The organism is Arachidicoccus ginsenosidivorans, assembly GCF_007971385.1.
Classification (GTDB): domain Bacteria; phylum Bacteroidota; class Bacteroidia; order Chitinophagales; family Chitinophagaceae; genus Arachidicoccus; species Arachidicoccus ginsenosidivorans.
The window spans coordinates 5087679-5103763 of record NZ_CP042434.1; the positions used below are offsets into that span (position 1 = coordinate 5087679).

The 16085-nt window shown below is 39.4% G+C and carries 14 protein-coding genes and 1 pseudogene; 3 read left to right on the top strand and 12 right to left on the bottom strand.

The window, feature by feature from the left end:
- Positions 1-130: 130 nt before the first annotated feature.
- A complete protein-coding gene (locus FSB73_RS20385) occupies positions 131-1219 on the bottom strand; it encodes an Rpn family recombination-promoting nuclease/putative transposase (protein WP_146786517.1) in 1089 nt (362 codons plus the stop codon).
- Between the two features lie 263 nt (positions 1220-1482).
- Positions 1483-2550, bottom strand: a complete 1068-nt coding sequence (locus FSB73_RS20390) for an Rpn family recombination-promoting nuclease/putative transposase (protein ID WP_225974877.1) — start codon at positions 2548-2550, stop codon at positions 1483-1485.
- 845 nt (positions 2551-3395) lie between these two features.
- Here FSB73_RS20390 and FSB73_RS20395 point away from each other — a divergent pair.
- Together FSB73_RS20395 and FSB73_RS27800 are read left to right on the top strand one after the other, a co-directional pair.
- The gene (locus FSB73_RS20395) at positions 3396-5300 is read left to right on the top strand and encodes a hypothetical protein (protein WP_146786522.1); all 1905 of its coding nucleotides are present in this window, start codon (positions 3396-3398) and stop codon (positions 5298-5300) included.
- 10 nt (positions 5301-5310) lie between these two features.
- Positions 5311-5517, top strand: a complete 207-nt coding sequence (locus FSB73_RS27800) for a helix-turn-helix domain-containing protein (protein WP_146786525.1) — start codon at positions 5311-5313, stop codon at positions 5515-5517.
- On the opposite strand, the gene FSB73_RS20405 is transcribed toward FSB73_RS27800, so the two are convergent.
- The 3 genes from FSB73_RS20405 to FSB73_RS20415 are packed head-to-tail and all read right to left on the bottom strand — an operon-like array spanning position 5429 to position 7548.
- Entirely contained in the window at positions 5429-6634 is a 1206-nt protein-coding gene (locus tag FSB73_RS20405) for a RagB/SusD family nutrient uptake outer membrane protein (protein ID WP_146786528.1), read from the bottom strand. The two genes, FSB73_RS27800 and FSB73_RS20405, sit on opposite strands and share 89 nt — an antisense overlap.
- A 51-nt stretch (positions 6635-6685) precedes the next feature.
- Positions 6686-7249: a hypothetical protein gene (locus FSB73_RS20410; protein ID WP_146786531.1), complete on the bottom strand. Its 564-nt coding sequence runs from the start codon at positions 7247-7249 to the stop codon at positions 6686-6688.
- Positions 7249-7548 carry a hypothetical protein gene (locus tag FSB73_RS20415; protein ID WP_146786534.1) on the bottom strand — a complete coding sequence of 100 codons (300 nt, stop codon included), beginning with the start codon at positions 7546-7548 and terminating at the stop codon, positions 7249-7251. Before FSB73_RS20415 ends, FSB73_RS20410 begins: the two co-directional genes overlap by 1 nt.
- A gap of 11 nt (positions 7549-7559) precedes the next feature.
- Here FSB73_RS20415 and FSB73_RS20420 point away from each other — a divergent pair, with 11 nt between their 5' ends.
- Positions 7560-8126, top strand: a complete 567-nt coding sequence (locus FSB73_RS20420) for a hypothetical protein (RefSeq protein ID WP_146786537.1) — start codon at positions 7560-7562, stop codon at positions 8124-8126.
- A gap of 288 nt (positions 8127-8414) precedes the next feature.
- Here the strand turns inward: FSB73_RS20420 and FSB73_RS20425 are convergent, their stop codons facing one another.
- From FSB73_RS20425 to FSB73_RS20445, 7 genes and pseudogenes are all read right to left on the bottom strand, one after another.
- Positions 8415-8729: a carbohydrate-binding protein gene (locus FSB73_RS20425; RefSeq protein ID WP_146786540.1), complete on the bottom strand. Its 315-nt coding sequence runs from the start codon at positions 8727-8729 to the stop codon at positions 8415-8417.
- A 5-nt stretch (positions 8730-8734) separates the two neighbouring features.
- Positions 8735-10207, bottom strand: coding sequence for a family 43 glycosylhydrolase (locus tag FSB73_RS20430; protein ID WP_146786543.1), 1473 nt, complete (start codon positions 10205-10207; stop codon positions 8735-8737).
- Positions 10208-10250: 43 nt separating this feature from the next.
- Positions 10251-11756 carry an alpha-L-arabinofuranosidase C-terminal domain-containing protein gene (locus FSB73_RS20435; RefSeq protein WP_225974218.1) on the bottom strand — a complete coding sequence of 502 codons (1506 nt, stop codon included), beginning with the start codon at positions 11754-11756 and terminating at the stop codon, positions 10251-10253.
- Positions 11669-12223, bottom strand: a complete 555-nt coding sequence (locus tag FSB73_RS25745; protein ID WP_225974219.1) for a hypothetical protein — start codon at positions 12221-12223, stop codon at positions 11669-11671. Before FSB73_RS25745 ends, FSB73_RS20435 begins: the two co-directional genes overlap by 88 nt.
- 74 nt (positions 12224-12297) lie before the next feature.
- Entirely contained in the window at positions 12298-12774 is a 477-nt protein-coding gene (locus FSB73_RS27805) for a carbohydrate-binding protein (protein WP_225974878.1), read from the bottom strand.
- Between the two features lie 33 nt (positions 12775-12807).
- Positions 12808-13637: pseudogene (locus FSB73_RS27810) on the bottom strand (family 43 glycosylhydrolase); the annotation flags it as partial.
- Between the two features lie 41 nt (positions 13638-13678).
- Positions 13679-16033, bottom strand: a complete 2355-nt coding sequence (locus tag FSB73_RS20445) for a glycoside hydrolase family 31 protein (RefSeq protein ID WP_225974220.1) — start codon at positions 16031-16033, stop codon at positions 13679-13681.
- Positions 16034-16085: the final 52 nt, after the last annotated feature.

A 16085-nucleotide genomic window follows, 5' to 3' on the forward strand; every position in this document is an offset into this window, starting at 1 on the left:
AAAGTTGGGTGAATAAAAAATATTAAATTAATTTTTAGTTCTTTGTGTGCAATTGCGAATAACCTTAACCTATAACAAAACACTATATCGCTCTGGAGTTCCCCAGAGCGATATAATGTTCGTTCTTAAATTATGCCGATGGTATTTTACCAGAATCTATATCATTTAAAACGCGCTCCACAAATTCTAAAGGGACATTTACAGCCCTTGCAAGTTTCTCCTTTTTTCTAATGCCCATTGAAAACAAATTGCAAATAAACTCAATGCTTTTTCTTTCACCTTCTTCTTTGCGGCCTTTTTCGATGCCTTTTTTGATGCCTTTTTCGATGCCTTCTTCGAGACCTTCTTTTCGGCCTTTCTCAATACCATATTCCTCCGCACCTTCAATGCGAAGTCGCATAATTTCTCCTTTTTGCTCTGTTGCAATGTAATTTCTCATTTGTTCAATATTTAAATTAGCAATTCTCATTTTCTCAAATACAGGTCGAAATAAATCATTATCAAAGACCTCTGGCACTTCGTGCATATTACCCATATTAATTAATAGATACAAAAATTTATCTAAATCCCCTTCCAATTGATCAATTTTTTTATTGAATTTTGGCAATTGGATAAAAATCCTGTTTCTGCGGTCGGCAACTTGTGTATTGGTACCTTTAATAGTTTCAACGACCTCTACCACACTGGGGTACTCATCGAAAAGCACAAAATTTATAATAGAGATTGCCATAAACGGCCCCCCCTTAAAATTATTGCCTGCCCTACCCTTTTTAACACCAAGAACTTCTGCCCTAGATAAATAAAAGCTAGTTCTATCCAACATGAACTTTAATCGACTTTGTTGCATCTCCATAGATATAAAGCGACCATTTGCATCTATAAATCTAGCGTCAAAAATCGCATCGCGTTCTTTGTGTGATTCTCCTTTGAGCTCAGTATTTAAAAACTTAGCTTCGCCAAGCAGTGGTTGACCAATTTCTTCAAGGATTCCATCCACCAGGGCGGTCAATTCAGGTGTTGCGATATTATCATCACAAAATCCCTTTTTGAATCCGTGATCCGTCAGCAGACTCATAAATACCTTACCTTTTCTTTTGATTTCCTTCAAAATCACCTCTGGATCTACCAAGGACCAATCGATGGTTTCAAAATTCTGATGCCCTTCAAACACCGCACTCGCCAAATTCTGACAAGCATCATCTATATTGTACTCTTTCATAATAGCTAATACATTTTCTTTATAAATAAACCTTCCAATCCTTCCAAGCAAAAGCAATCTTCATTCACACTGCAAAATCAATCTATTAATATTACCTCCCAGTCTAAATACGCTACAACTTTTAATATATAAGTACCCCAGCCTTCTCCTTCTTCTACCAATTAATTTTAACCCTTTCGTTAAGTTGCTGTTTTTTTTGTTCCTTTATCTGCCCTCTTATAATACGCAGTAACATCACGAAAGCCCCTATACTTAACCTAAGACTAGTTTTTACTAATCAGCTTCATTCCCTCTGCTTTTATAATTGCTTTCACTTCGTCCTCAGAAAGTTCAACGATGTCTGCAATCTCTTCTATCGTTAGATGACTATACACATATAAACGACCACAGGTAAATTCCTGAATTTTTCTTTTATTCCCAGTTTCTTCAACGTCTCTTGTAAACGAATCCTTTAAGCCGTATTTAAATAACTCAATGGGAAATTTTTGTGCCCTATCCTCCAATACAACCTGGTCGTATACGGCTTGTTCATATCTCGCCTTTTCCTCCTTATTTCGATCTGCGAATCTCGCCAAGTCAAATAATGGCAGATAATATTCCGTATTGAATATATTCGGGACTTCCCCAATTCTGCCTAAATTAGCCAGAAGAAACAAAAACATTTCTTTTGTATCATATAAATCCTCTGCTTCAGTCTCTATTTTTTTTAACTCGGTCAACAATAATAACGGTTCACCTTTTGTCATATCCAGTACCTGCAACTGGTCATCATTATCATCTGCTACTTTTATACAATTGCCTGTAGGTTGTCCACCAACTAAAAAATCAACAATACTTAAACCAATAACCGGAAAATCATTCCTTTGGTTTTTGGCAGATGTTTGCTGCAGCCATGCATTTGTGACATTATTTAATTCCTTTTCAATTTGTTTTTGATAATTATTCAAAAAGGTTTTTTGCATATCAATTACGATTAATCGTCCCAAATCATCTTCAAAGCAAAAATCAAATTTATGGCCTTGCTTTCCAGATGAGGATCCTTTTGGCTGCTGAATTTTGGTAAGGCTATTAATACTGTCTACATTTGATGGTAAAAAGGCATTGATCATGTCTACTAAAAAAACACGACCGGCCTTTCCACCAAATACCAAGTCGAAACTAGTAACGATTCTAAGGTCCAAAAAAACATCATAGCTATCAATTAAGGCGGGACCTTGAACCATTGTCCATAGTGTTTGCAATAATTGCTTTAGCCCGGGATCATCTGTAATGGTGTCTCCCTCCCTCCAAGGTCTTCTTGACCCTTCTAACCCATTTTGACCTATATTCATCACTTTACTTGTTTAGTCTATTGAAATTATACCGTATTCATTTGCATCCCTCAACTTCTAATTCACGTTAACCATCATTTTTATATAATTGCGCTTATGAAAGCTATATTTAAACACAGATTAAAATGGCGGTTTGGATTGGTTATCAGCAATTGTGGACATAAAGGTAGGATTACAGGAAATTCTAACCAAAGATTTTTGAAAAATTTGGAACATAATTATTTTCAAAAATGGGATTTTTAACCAGCAAAATATTTGGTAAATTCAAAATAATCTTTTTGGGCTATAAAACTCAATGTTTACGGCACCTACAGCAAATCCTAAATGGTCTGAATTCAGCCAATTTAGCCGAAAAAAAATGGGATTTTTAGACATTAAAATAAAAAATATATTTTTAAGGACTAGATTAAACAGTTTTTTTAATTAAAATCTGGCAATTTTGGTGATTTGGACATTTAAAAAACAAGAGATTGCGGGGGCGTCTTTACTACCTGAAGATTTAAATTTGTGTCAAAACGCACTATCAATAGCGCAGTTTCCTTCATTTTTTAAGCATCGAGAACCAAAGAAAGTACAAAAGCGGGTAAATCTAACACCTATTCACCGGTAACCTGAGCACAAATGGATAAAAACATTAAAATTAGTGGACGTTAATTTAAAATCATATGGATAATAAAAGGCAGCGATCAGATTGCCGTTATTTGAGGTGCCGGATCCTGTAAACAATAATTTACATTTTGATTTTCAATTTATTACGCAGGATTATCTAAATTACAGGCTGCTGATATTAATAATTTTATAGTTTTGAGGAAGATAGTATTATAATAGAACAAAGAGAAATTACGATGATGGATTTGGCATGTTTTAAGGAACAGGTAATGATTGATTTTACCAACGAAAGGCGTTGCTATAAGGATTGGTATAATACGGTTGTGGGATTTGTTTCAAAAAACCTTTTCAAGGGAATCAGGAATTCAACTTTTGACATCCTGATAAAACGGATAAAATCCACGCCAGCACCAGTTAAAACGGAAATGGCAGAAAGGTGCCAATTGTTTTATGGAGACAGGGAGTTATTGCGCTTATATTTTGAGTCGATGACTACTGAGGATCAAACGTTTTTGATCAAACTCGTTAAAGAGGTCGTAGTGCCTTACAAAGAGGCCAAATTATACTTTGGGGAAGACCTATTTAAAGAAAGCGCGAATTTTGCTAGCTTGCAAATCGAATGCAAGGATAAATTTAGGATATGGACTATGTTTATCAAATCAGAAGGGTTGGATTATGGATTTAGATCGGAAGACTTGGCCGCCAAGATAAAGCGGTTACGCGTCTGTTTCGCCCTACCTGCGTTCATGCAGAAAGCCTTTGCGGATGCATTGCTTTCTGACCAGGAAAAAGAGATTCAACCTTTTGAACTGCCCAAAACCTGGTTACAATACCATACGGAAGTTCCCATATTCCAGGAATTGCCGGCTATTTCAGCCATGATCCAACAAGGGCAGCTCAAACTGACCCTGGACGATTATATCAATATGGCCTCTATAAAAGGATTTCAGAAAAAACTTAAACTACAAACTTTCCCAGACGGACCAGCTTATTTCAGGGCCTATTTAATGGCCAATTTACTGCATGGTACACCTAAACATTATCCCTTTACAGATTTAGCTGATACCATTCAAAGTATTTTTTTATCCCCAAATTTCTTTGAAACGATTATAGAAGCGGTGGTGGCACCGATTCAGGGGGTTAGAAAATTAAACGAGATGTATCTTCATCCCGAAGCCCTGGGGCAAGTTTTCAGTATTTTGAAATACCTACCTCAAGGCATGTGGACTAGTTTGGACGCGATTATTCAATATGCTGAGCTAAACCTTTTTAGAATAGATCCGTTAGATAAATATGTGCTCAATCAATTATCTTTGGATCATAATTCACCTGATCATATGGCATTCACTTATGGATCCTATTTACAAAAACAAAAAATCATACGCAAACGATTGATTACAAATGCGATGCTGAGTGCGGCAGCATTTGGCCTATTGGATCTGGCATACGACAAGGAAGAACCGGATATTAATTATTATGACCAGTCATTGCAACAGGATGTGAATTTTTCCGCATGCAGGTTGACATCCCTTGGCGCTTATGTATTCCAGTATAAGGACGGTGATACCTATCATGTACCAACGCATATTGAGCGCATCCATTTTGAGCTCGCACCAGATAGTCTTAAAATCACAGTGAAGGGCAACATGCAAATAGCCGTAGAACTGCTCAAAAACTGGACGATCCCCCTGAATCACGACCAATTAGTTTTCAGTAGCCAAAAAATCATCCGTAATGCCAAGACAACTGCTGATTTGATAAAATCCATCCGCCAGTTTATAAAATCCATCCAAATACCATTGCCAGACTATTGGAAATTTGAAATAATGGCGCTTTTGGATAGATCAAAATGTATTCAACAGGTTACCAACCTGCTGGTATTTAAGCTATCTCCTGATAACCAGCAATTGCACCGCCTCTTTGTTCAAGATGCGGTGCTGAAAAATATCATACTAAAAGCGGCTGATTATACAATCATTGTGGAATCTTCCAATTTGGTGGTATTTACTGACAGATTAGCTGAACTGGGTTATTTGCCACATTTTTCAAATAATACTGCTTTGAGTCAAATCAGTTTTGACGCGGTTAAGTCTAATGCGGATGAACGCCTTGCATCCTTTGATGCCACTTTTGCATCATAAAAAATAAGAATTGAAAGGTACCATCCAAGACAGTAAACTAAGTTGTGATGATGTCGCCCAGCTGCATGGGACGACACCACAAACAATTGCACGATGGATACACGCCTTTAATAAAACAAATGGAGATATTAGCGTTTTGAAAGATAAGGATAAATCTGGAAGGAGGCCACGTGTTCAAGATAGGCCATCCAGCCTGGCTGAACCATGGAGAAATTAGCAAAAGCGGTGGTGAAAATGTTTTCCCAGCGTTTGTCCCAACTCGCATCGTAACAATTAATCAGGTATTTGGAAGGGGCAAAATTATTATTATTGACCCGGCCATAGAAATAATTCTGTTTATTTTTGGTAATGACTAGTTCGGGCAGTGCATTTGGGTCGCAATAGGTATAGGAAAACAGCTTGTTGGATTTGGATGCATAATTCCAGCTGTCGCTTTCACCACTCACCGGGCCGGAGGCGATAAACAAGGCCTCCTTATTGTTGCGATTATTATTATCAGACCATACATCTGCAACATCGGGGTATAACATAGCGTTGTAGGAACTGGCATTGGTGATCAGGTCCTCAGATACTTCTTTGGCCCTTTGCCAATAAGACACGCCGTTTTCTGTGAGTCCTTCTCCTGCACCCTGTGCGTAAGCCCTGGCTAGCAAGCCGAGCGCCGATTTTTTAGTGACCCGGCTGGGATTGCCATCATAAGGCGTTACGCCAAGTGCCTTGGAGGCTTCAGAGAGATCTTTAATAATCTGCGTATAGATCTCCGCTATGGTATTACGTTTTGGTGTCAGGTCCGGTGTCTGACCAACTGGGTTTAAGTTTAAAGTGACGGGGCCATAATAGGTGGCCAGTAATAAGTAATAATACCCGCGCAGACATTTGGCCTCGCCCACCATTTCATTTACAGTAGCGGTATATCCATCCGTCACATTTGCTGCACCACTAATCACAGAATTACAGGTGGTAATAACGGAATAGGCCTGTTTAAAAAGCTTATTTGTAGCATTGGTGCTGGTTGTGAGCGATTCATAATAATAAAGTTCTTTGGTATTATCGTTATCATTATGACTCAGCCATAGATCTGTACCCGCCTCTGAAACATATAAAAAATCTGAAGCGGAAAACAACTGGTCATATAAGGGTGTATAACATTGCACTAATAAGCCGCTCCAGGTATGAAAGGAGGACTTCGTGGCATCTCCTGCACTGGGGTTATACTCATCCAGGTTACATGAATAGCAAAAAAGTACCAGCAGGAAGCAGAGCGCGAAAAGCGCCCGGCTAAAAAGCCTTTTTATCTGGAATTGCTTCGGTTTTTTATGATTAAACTTGCTCATTTTTATTGATTTTATGCGTGTGGAACATTTTATTTATAAGATCAGTGCTGGTTAAAAGCTCAGATTTAGTCCCAGCACCATTTGTTTTGTCAGTGGAAAGTCCAGGCTACCATTTTGTTCAGGATCATAATCTTGAATCAGATGGCTTTTGGCGATGACCACAGGATTGGTGACAGTAGCGTAAAAGCGTAATCGGTCAATATGCAGCTTTTTTAATGTACTCGCTGGCAACGTGTATCCAAGGGTAATGTTTTTGATCTTAAAAAATGAGCCATCTATATAGGAAAGGCCGCCAAAACCGACATAATCCTGGCGCTGCCTGGAGGCATTAAGTGCTGGAAAATCGTTGGAAGGATTGGAAGCGGTCCAATAATTAAAATAGGACCCAAAATTATCACCTCCACTGGGATCGTAATCTGTCAGGAAGGAGTAATTGATCATCTGCCCAAAACGCATATAGGCATATACAGTCAAATCAAAACCTGCATAGGAGAAGCTATTTTGGAAGCCTAGTGACCAGTCAGGTGAATTATGCCCGATGATCTGGCGATCATTGTCGCTAATCGCATAAGGATTATTGGCGTTATAGATAATCTTGTTACCATTATCATCCACTACGGGTTCCCATTAGCATCTAGTTTATAAAAACTGTTGTCTCCGGAACTGATTAGCCCAGGCACTTCAATTTTAAGATCGCCCGGTGCCTCGCCAAACACAGCAGCCTGGTCCTCCTCTCCTTTTTGCCATACGCCCAGTATCTTATAACTATAATAGGTATTTACAGGCTCTCCAACCAGCAACGCATAATCTCTATTTACTACTGGGGTATTGCTTTTTTCTGCCAATTTGGTGATGCGTTCTTTATTTGCTGAAAATGTGAGCGATGAGCTCCAGGTAAACTGGCCCTTTTTCAATATTAAGTTTTATGCGGGATCAAACATTTCACGGTTACTGGTTGCTAACTGGAAATGTCTCTATTTTGTCAAAACGCCTTAAAGCGCAAAATGTTTATGATCTGGAAGGGATTTGTTTGGGAAGTAGTGGCGTAAAAGCCTTTTATGCTGTGGACCCGAGCATTGGCTCACTTTTGTACCAGACGGGTTATTTGACTATAAAGGCGATCTCAGAATATTGGCGCGCATTTAGTCTGGGTTTGCCGAATAGAGAAATTAAAATTGGGCTTTTATCAGAGCTTTTAAATCTATACCGCGATGGCAATATTCAGGACACCACGATGCTGACCCTAGCTATTAGTTCAGCATTGCAAAAGAAGGATTTACCGGAACTTATGAATCTATTAAATAAGCTCATTGCACCCATCTGCTGTGAACACTGGAAGCAAAGAGCGGACTTTCTTTTTAAGGCAACCACTGTGCTTGCATTTCAGCTATTAAGTGCACATTTAGATACTGAAGTACATTGTACCGATAAGCCCCCTGAAGTCCATATGATCGTTAAACAGATCTCTATATTTATGGTATTCAATTGCTAATAGACCAGTCAGCAATAGAAGCTTTACAACAGGTTAAGGACAAAGCGTATCTCGCACCTTATCAGGGTGATAGCAGAAAGAAATTAATATGGGAATTGCGTTCTCCACTAAAGACCAACAGGTGGTCGAATATTTAACGCAAGCGCAATAATTAGAAAAGTAGCGTTGAATTAGAATTGATTCAGGGCCGAAAAATGGTTAATTGGCAGCAATTTAAAGGTGCCACAGCAGAGCTGTATAAAGTGAATTATACATGCACTGCTGCATTGCCCCTTGTATTTATTACCATTATTTAGTGCCTTTAATCTGCCACCAGTTGAAATGGACTGTGTTTTTATCAGGCACTTTAAATACAAAATATAAATCATGTAGTCCTTCATGAAGACCTTGCGCAGGGCGCAATTTAGTGGATTGAACCTGCCAATTTTCTGTTTCACCCGTTGGATTAATTTTTAGGTTTCCAATGAGGCAGTCCGCATCTATCCTATCTACATAAATTTCTATGCTGCCCCCTGATTTTGCTGCCCAGACTTCCGCTTTAAAATCCTTTGCCCCTTTATTAATATTTACATCCCTTACTTTTATATATGCATCATCTTGCAAATTCGTTACATAGACCCCTTGAGCGTAGAAGTGGTTGTCTTAACCCCCTGCTCCCATGCAATGGTCTCCGCTTCCTGGCGAATATAGGGATCCAATGGCGCTAAGCTATGCTTAACCCCTTGCTTTGTGGGACTAATTCTAGGAATGGTACCGTCTGCATTATATTTAAAAGGTTCCACACAAACAGATCTGTCAAATCCGCCACCACCAGGCAATGCCCCATTATGGTAAAAGAAAAAAGATTTCCCTTTAAAATCGATAACACCCGGATGATTGGTAAAGGCGCCACCTTTGCCAATAACGGCCATAATTGTATCCTGGTACTGCCATGGCCCGGTTGGATTTAGAGAAGTGGAATAAGCCAGGTGTTCCGGTACCCCTCCGGCCGGGTAAATAAGATAATAGCGGTCTTTTCGTCTGTAAAACCACGGGCCTTCCTCATAGGCAGATACCCTTTTGCCGTTACTGCTGTTAGCAGCAGTAATTTTTTGCTGGATTTTTCCTAAATCAGCCTTAGAGACAACCTGAATACCTGGCTTGCTGGAATAAGACATCCGGTCTGCATTTAATTTTACACTGTACAGCGCTTTATTACCCCAATAAAGCAAGGTATCATTATGATCGTCAACAACAACCGTGGGATTGATATTTCCGGTATCGCAATTTTCAGTTATCAAGGGTTTATTAAGGACATCCTTATAAGGGCCAATAATTTTGTCAGCAACAGCCACACCAATCACTTTTTGGCCAGTTGAATGATCAATTGCCGCCGTATACCAATAAAACTTATTTGTTTTGGGCTCCTGAAAACATTCAGATTGTTCTACTAGAACAGTATCTGCCCAAGAAAAAGTTTTATCTGCGTCAATTACCCTTATACCAAATCCAGTCCTGTCTAGCGGCACTTTTACAATACCAACTTTATGATCATAGGAGACCATATCCTTATTTAGCTTTACATAATAGAGTGTTGGGTTCCCCCAATAAAGATAAGCCTGTCCATTCTTATCTATAAAAACAGTTGGGTCTATATACCCCCAGCCTCCTTCTATCAATGGCTGCCCAATTGCGTCCTTAAATGGACCGGTCGGGTGATCCGAGATGGCTACGCCGATGGACATGCCTGCCCCCTCTTTATTGATAGGTACATACCAATAGAATTTCCCATTTCGATAAATACATTGCCCGGCCCAGGCATCTTTATTGGCCCATTTAAAATCCTTGATTGATAAACCAATACCTCTATCTGTCCAATTAACCATATCAGTTGTTGAATAAATATGCCAGTCCCTCATATCAAAGTAGCCTGCACCATCCTGGTCATGACCTGTATACAAATAGACCGTGTCTTGATACACCATTGGCGCAGGATCTGCAGTAAATATGGTTTGTATGATCGGATTCTGTCCAAATCCGACCATACAAACCATTAGGAACATACTAACAAATATGACTGCTTTTTTATTGCGTCGATTCATAAAACTCTTATTTATTGAAATATGTGCAATGAATGCGCCCGATTTATCTTGTTTGAATTTGAACAACCTGGATAGAATAGGGCGGCATTGTGTAAGTAAAATTTTTCTTTATCCCTTTAATTTCTTTTTCAACCGGGACGATATTTAATGGGTCATCAATGCTATTTGTATCTAATGGACTGTTGGCCTTTAACACAACTGTTTTTGCGGTGTTGTTGATTTTTGCCTTTCCCTCTAATTGGATGGAGACTTTCTGGGATTTACCGATTGTATTAACCAATTTAAGAAAGACCGCCCCTGAAGCAGTATCTTTAGTGGCTACATAAAAAACTGCAGGTATTTGATTGGGGGTCTTCCCAGCTATTGAATCTTTTTTGGAAAGTGTTTGCGCTTTTAAGGGGACACCCTTTGCTTCAATTGGTACAACCCTATTTCCCAAATAAGTATTAAACATCTTTTGCGCATAATAGGATGGCGAACCATAACTATTTAAGGTATTATAGCCAATTAAATCAGATTCCCACTGCATCCCGCCAGGATTAACATTGACAAACAGTGGCGCATAACAGGACATTACCACAATATCAGCATTACGTTCCATACCTGTCATCCAGGCGGCATCTCCCAAAGCGGCATTAAAATTAGTTGTAGGACTCCCCTCTCTTGTAGCCCACTCCCCTACAAACACCTTGGTGCCATTTCTGTCATAATTATCATAATGTGTCGCATCTGCCTCCATCTGCTCTGCATTACGATAATAGTGCTCATCTTCTATTTCTGCCGTGCCGCCTGCAATATCAAACTGCTTTCCAAAAGTAGAAATGATTTGAAGTGCTGGATACTTTGCCTTGATAGCCGTATAGAACTGTGCAAATCGCTGCTTATAACTTCCGGATCTGTCAAAAAAATCTTCATTGCCAATTTCTACATAATGCAATGGAAATGGCTTAGGATGTCCGTTTTTAGCGCGAACGGCTCCCCATTTAGTATGAATATCTCCTGTAACATATTCAATTTCTTCCAAGGCTTCTTTGATAAAAGGTGTTAACAGATCACCTTCCAGGTGATCTCCTCCTAATGTATAGCCAGCAAATACGGCAAGTACTGGCTCAATATGCAAATCTTCGCACCACTCTAAATACTCCAGTAAGCCCATACCATCAGAAGCCCTGTATCCCCAGGTGCCTTTGTGTCCTTTTCTGTTTTCCAAAGGCCCAATGGTATGCTTCCAGGCAAACCGATTGGCAAAATTACCTCCTTCCAGATAGTTTCCACCGGGCAAGCGTAAAAAAGTTGGTTTCATCTCTAATAGTAATTGCATAATATCCGGACGGTTACCATTAGGACGATTATTATAGGTTGGCGGGAAAACTGAAACAAGATTAAACCAATAAGTGTCTGGTTGTGAGGGAGTAATTACAAATACCGCCTCCGCTGTCCGGGTTATATCCTGTGCAGTCTTTAACTCAAAAGTGTATTTTTGCCAGTCCGTTCCAATTGAATGAACCGTCGTTTTGGCATAGTAATGCTTGCCGTCCTTAGCACGCAATCCAATTCTAAGTGCCCCCCACCTTTTATGGATTTGGCATAAAAGCTACCCTTATAAAGTGTGGCAGCTCTTATGGGGAAGCCCCAATAACCCAGGTTCTCTAAACCAGGTAATGTACCATCCTTGTTTGCTTCAAATTTAAGGGACACTTTTAAATACTTATTCAGCGGTTCATTTCTATCCAGTGTTATTGCAGATTTGCTGGTGGAGTCAGTTAATTGCCAAAATACTGGCTTTTGATTGTCATCCTGGAAGGTTCTGTTACGAATAAGCTCTGCATAGAGTCCTCCATCATAGGAATGATTGATTTCTTCGGTCATCAACCCAAAGAGCATTGGACTTACTTTGCGGTCTGCTTTATCTAAATTCAATGTTAACTGTACGTTTTGCTGCGCCCATAGTTTTGCAGGAATGATCAAGGCATTGAATAATAAAAAAACGATAAGTACTCTTATTATAGCTTTCATTTTAAATTGATTTTTGAATTAGATTTTTAATGGCGTTTTCCTTGTCATTTTGCGACAATTCTATGGTTCTATTCTTACTGAAACCGCCACTTGTCAAAATTAAACAGGGTTCGTTTATTTCCAGCGGCCGCTTTGGCTCCCTTAAAAATAAAGAATAGGTCGTGTTTGCCTGATACAGATGTCAGTTTACAGGCTGAGGTTTTCCATTTTAGTGGGCCACCTGTATTTATTATATTGCATTTTCCGATTAGCTTGCCCGTAAGTGAATCGAGGCGAAGTTCAATTGTGCCGCCGGCCGCGCTGGCAACCCTGGCTTCAAACCGGCGACAGCCTTTTTGAAAATCCACGTTTCTGAGCTTAATATAGCTGCCATTTTCGATATCCGTCACGTACATGCCTGTCTGAGGGCTACTGGCTGTTCCAATGTTTTTGGACCAGGCAATGGTCTCTGCCTCTTGCCAGATAAAGGGATTTAATGCACCAGCAGGTGCTGGCCCAGCCTCAGACCAGAAGGGAAGCTGTTGAATGGTACCATCTTCATTATAATGCATTTCATCCAAACATACTGACCTTCTTTCAAAATGCTGAGTAGTGGTTTGTTTCAGTAAAGCATAATCAAAACCAAAAACATAGGATTTTCCTTTATAATCAATGATTCCGGGATGATTTCCGTTGGATAATGGGTTATGGTCCATAATGGCACCTTTGTAGACCCAGGGCCCTGTAGGTTTATCGCTCATGGCATAACCTATGCCTTCAGGACAACAGCTCGAGGCAAAGGCCAAATAGTAATGTCCTTTTCTTTTGTAAAACCAAGGACCTTCCTGATAGTCTGTTATTCTTTTTTGGATTTTATGAACACTCCCTGTATAAGAAATCATATCGGGATTAAGTTTTACATAATTTAAATCAGGATTACCCCAATATAGGTAAGCCTGACCATCCTCATCTATAAATACGGTGGGGTCAATATCGTCGGGACTATTATTTATGATCGGCTTACCGATCGCGTCTATAAATGGCCCGTAGGGCTATTAGAAATAAGCACACCAATGCCGCCTAAATGAATAGGACAATACATATAAAATTTACCATTACGCCTGATTACCTGGGGAGCCCACGCACCATTTTTTCCAGCCCATTTAAAATCCTTCAGACTGGCAACTGTGCCTCTATCTGTCCAATTGACCATATCAGTTGAAGTATATAACAGCCAATCTGTCATTTTAAACCCTACGGCATCTGGTTGGTCATGACTCGTATACAAAAATACTGTATCATGATAAACCATAGGCGCCGGGTCAGCCGTATACCTGGTTTGAATAATGGGATTCTGGCCAAATGTTTTCGCCAGACAAAAAAGCACACCTAAAACTAGTAAGATTTTATATCGTTTGTGTGTCATAAATTTCATGTTTAAAAATTAATCGTTTTGCTTAATTATCTAAGTAGCAATTAGCGCAGTTTTACAACAATTTTTTTTCCAGTATAAATAACGGTTTTATTAAATTTAGGACTTCTCTCAACACCTGTCCCCTTTGCTGAGCCGTCTACGATGACCAAATGAAAGCGCCGAGTCTTGAGCATTCCGGGGTAGTTTCCTTTTGTGACGCCAATAGTAAGCGTCCCTGCATGATCATCCCAATCCATCAATATTTCTGAAAAGGCTCCTTTTTCATAATTATAGTTATCATTTTGGTCCTCATACAAAACAAAAGTTCCATCTGCTCCTGGATAAATTCTGATTTCCAGGTCATCCCATTTCTTTTCAGTTGCAAATTGTACATCAGGTCCCCAGGGGAGAATACTTCCAGCTTTTATATAAATAGGCATAATATCAAGGGGTACAGCCCTTTTATCAACACTTCCTCCTGGAAGTTGTTTTCCGGTCCAGAAGTCATACCAATTAATTCCTTTAGGTAAATAAACATCTTTTGTAATCTCTCTCTTTTCAGTTACGGGAGCAACCAGTATGGAGGAGCCAAACAAATATGAATCACTAATTTTGGCCACTCTGGGATCTGATTTAAAATCACTTTGCAGTGGTCGCATAAATGAACCACCATTACTCGTTACGTTCCAGGCTGTGGCATAGATGTAAGGTAATAAATGATAACGAAGTTTAATGTATTTTTCCAGTATGTCAAAAATGCGGTCCCCTTTGTGACCAAATTGATAAATTTCTCTGGGGATATTGGTCCCATGAGAGCGCATCATCGGCATAAAAGTTCCAAACTGTAACCATCTGGTATAGAGCTCCTGAAATGCAGGATTTTTCGCGCCACCCCCCTTTTGGAATTCACCGGCAAAAAAGCCTCCAATATCCGTATTCCAGTAGGGCAATCCTGTTAAAGAAAAATTTAATCCGGCTGGGATCTGCCTCTTTAATGTGGGCCAATTGGAGGTAATATCTCCGCTCCAGGTATTGGCTCCATAGCGCTGCTGACCAGCAAAAGCCGAGCGAGTCAGGATAACCACTCTTTTCTTATCTGACAATTTTCTTTGATGGTCGTATATGCCACTAATATGTTCTAAAGGGAATGCATTTCTGACGCTTCGATAAGTACCTAAAAAGGTCTTTTCGTCAAAATCTGATTCTTTTTCATTTAAATGATCCGGTTCGGAGGAATCCAACCACCAGGCGTCAACCCCCAAGGAAAATACGCCTTTATTCAAATAGGACCAATACAAATCCCTCGCTTTGGGATTATATACATCATAAATCTTTGCACCAGCTTTTGGTGGCCAGGTATCAAAATTAAGTAACATATTTTTTTGGCCAAATTCCTTATATTGCTTTGTTTTTGGCCCAAAACCTGGCCATGCCACCACAAATAAGTGCGCATGCAACTGATGGACACTATCTACCATCGACCTAGGTCGAGGGTAAGTTGTTGAATCAAACTGCATGGCGTTCCAATGCTGGTCATCTCCCCAATATTGCCAATCCTGAATAATGCCATCCAGCGGTACTTTTAGTTGGCGATATTTTTTTACAACATCCAATAATTCAAACTGGGTTTTATATCTTTCTTTGGATTGATTGTAACCATAGACCCAAAGTGGCAACATAGGCGCGTTGCCAGTCAAAAATCGCATCTGCCGGACAACAGCATCTGTTGTATTGCCTTTCATAAAATAATAATCAATTCCACTGGATACCTCCGATGTAAAACTGACAATATTTAAGGTATCTTTAAAAACAGTCGGTGAATAATTATCCCAGAATAGGCCATAACCCTTTGTAGACTGAAAAAACGGAATGGACACCTTGGTATTGCCCTGAACCAATAAATTGGTTTGATGGCGTTGATCCAGATTTCCATTTTGTTGCTGCCCCAGGCCGTAAAGCACTTCACTAGGCAATAACTCAAAACCCTGACGGGCATTGTAATAACCTCGATCTGCACCTTCATCTTTTTTCATCCTTATACTGCCAGGTGATTCTTTTAACAGCAACTGTCCATTATTTGAAAAAAAGGATATACTTCCATTGATCTTATCGAGGTTGATTTTTAAAGAATCTGTTTTCAAGGTAAGGAGATCATTTTGATCCAATACTTCAAAATACACCTTCGGATCAGCCTGCCTGATTACGGAAAGGCTGCTGTTTTTTAATTTTAAATCAGCAGGGCGCTTATTTACACGAATTAGATCCGGTTTAAATATCTCCAACTCATAATTCAAGCCATTGATGGATGTTTTTATGCCGGTGTTCGTTTTAATGAAAGACTGAGCGTCAAGATTGCCTCCCATGGCCACCAAAAACAAAAACATAAAAACCATCTGATGTTTATACTTAATTCGCATTTCCAAACTGTTTTTAATCATTTTTCTTCAATAATAACTTAAAATCAAAAAC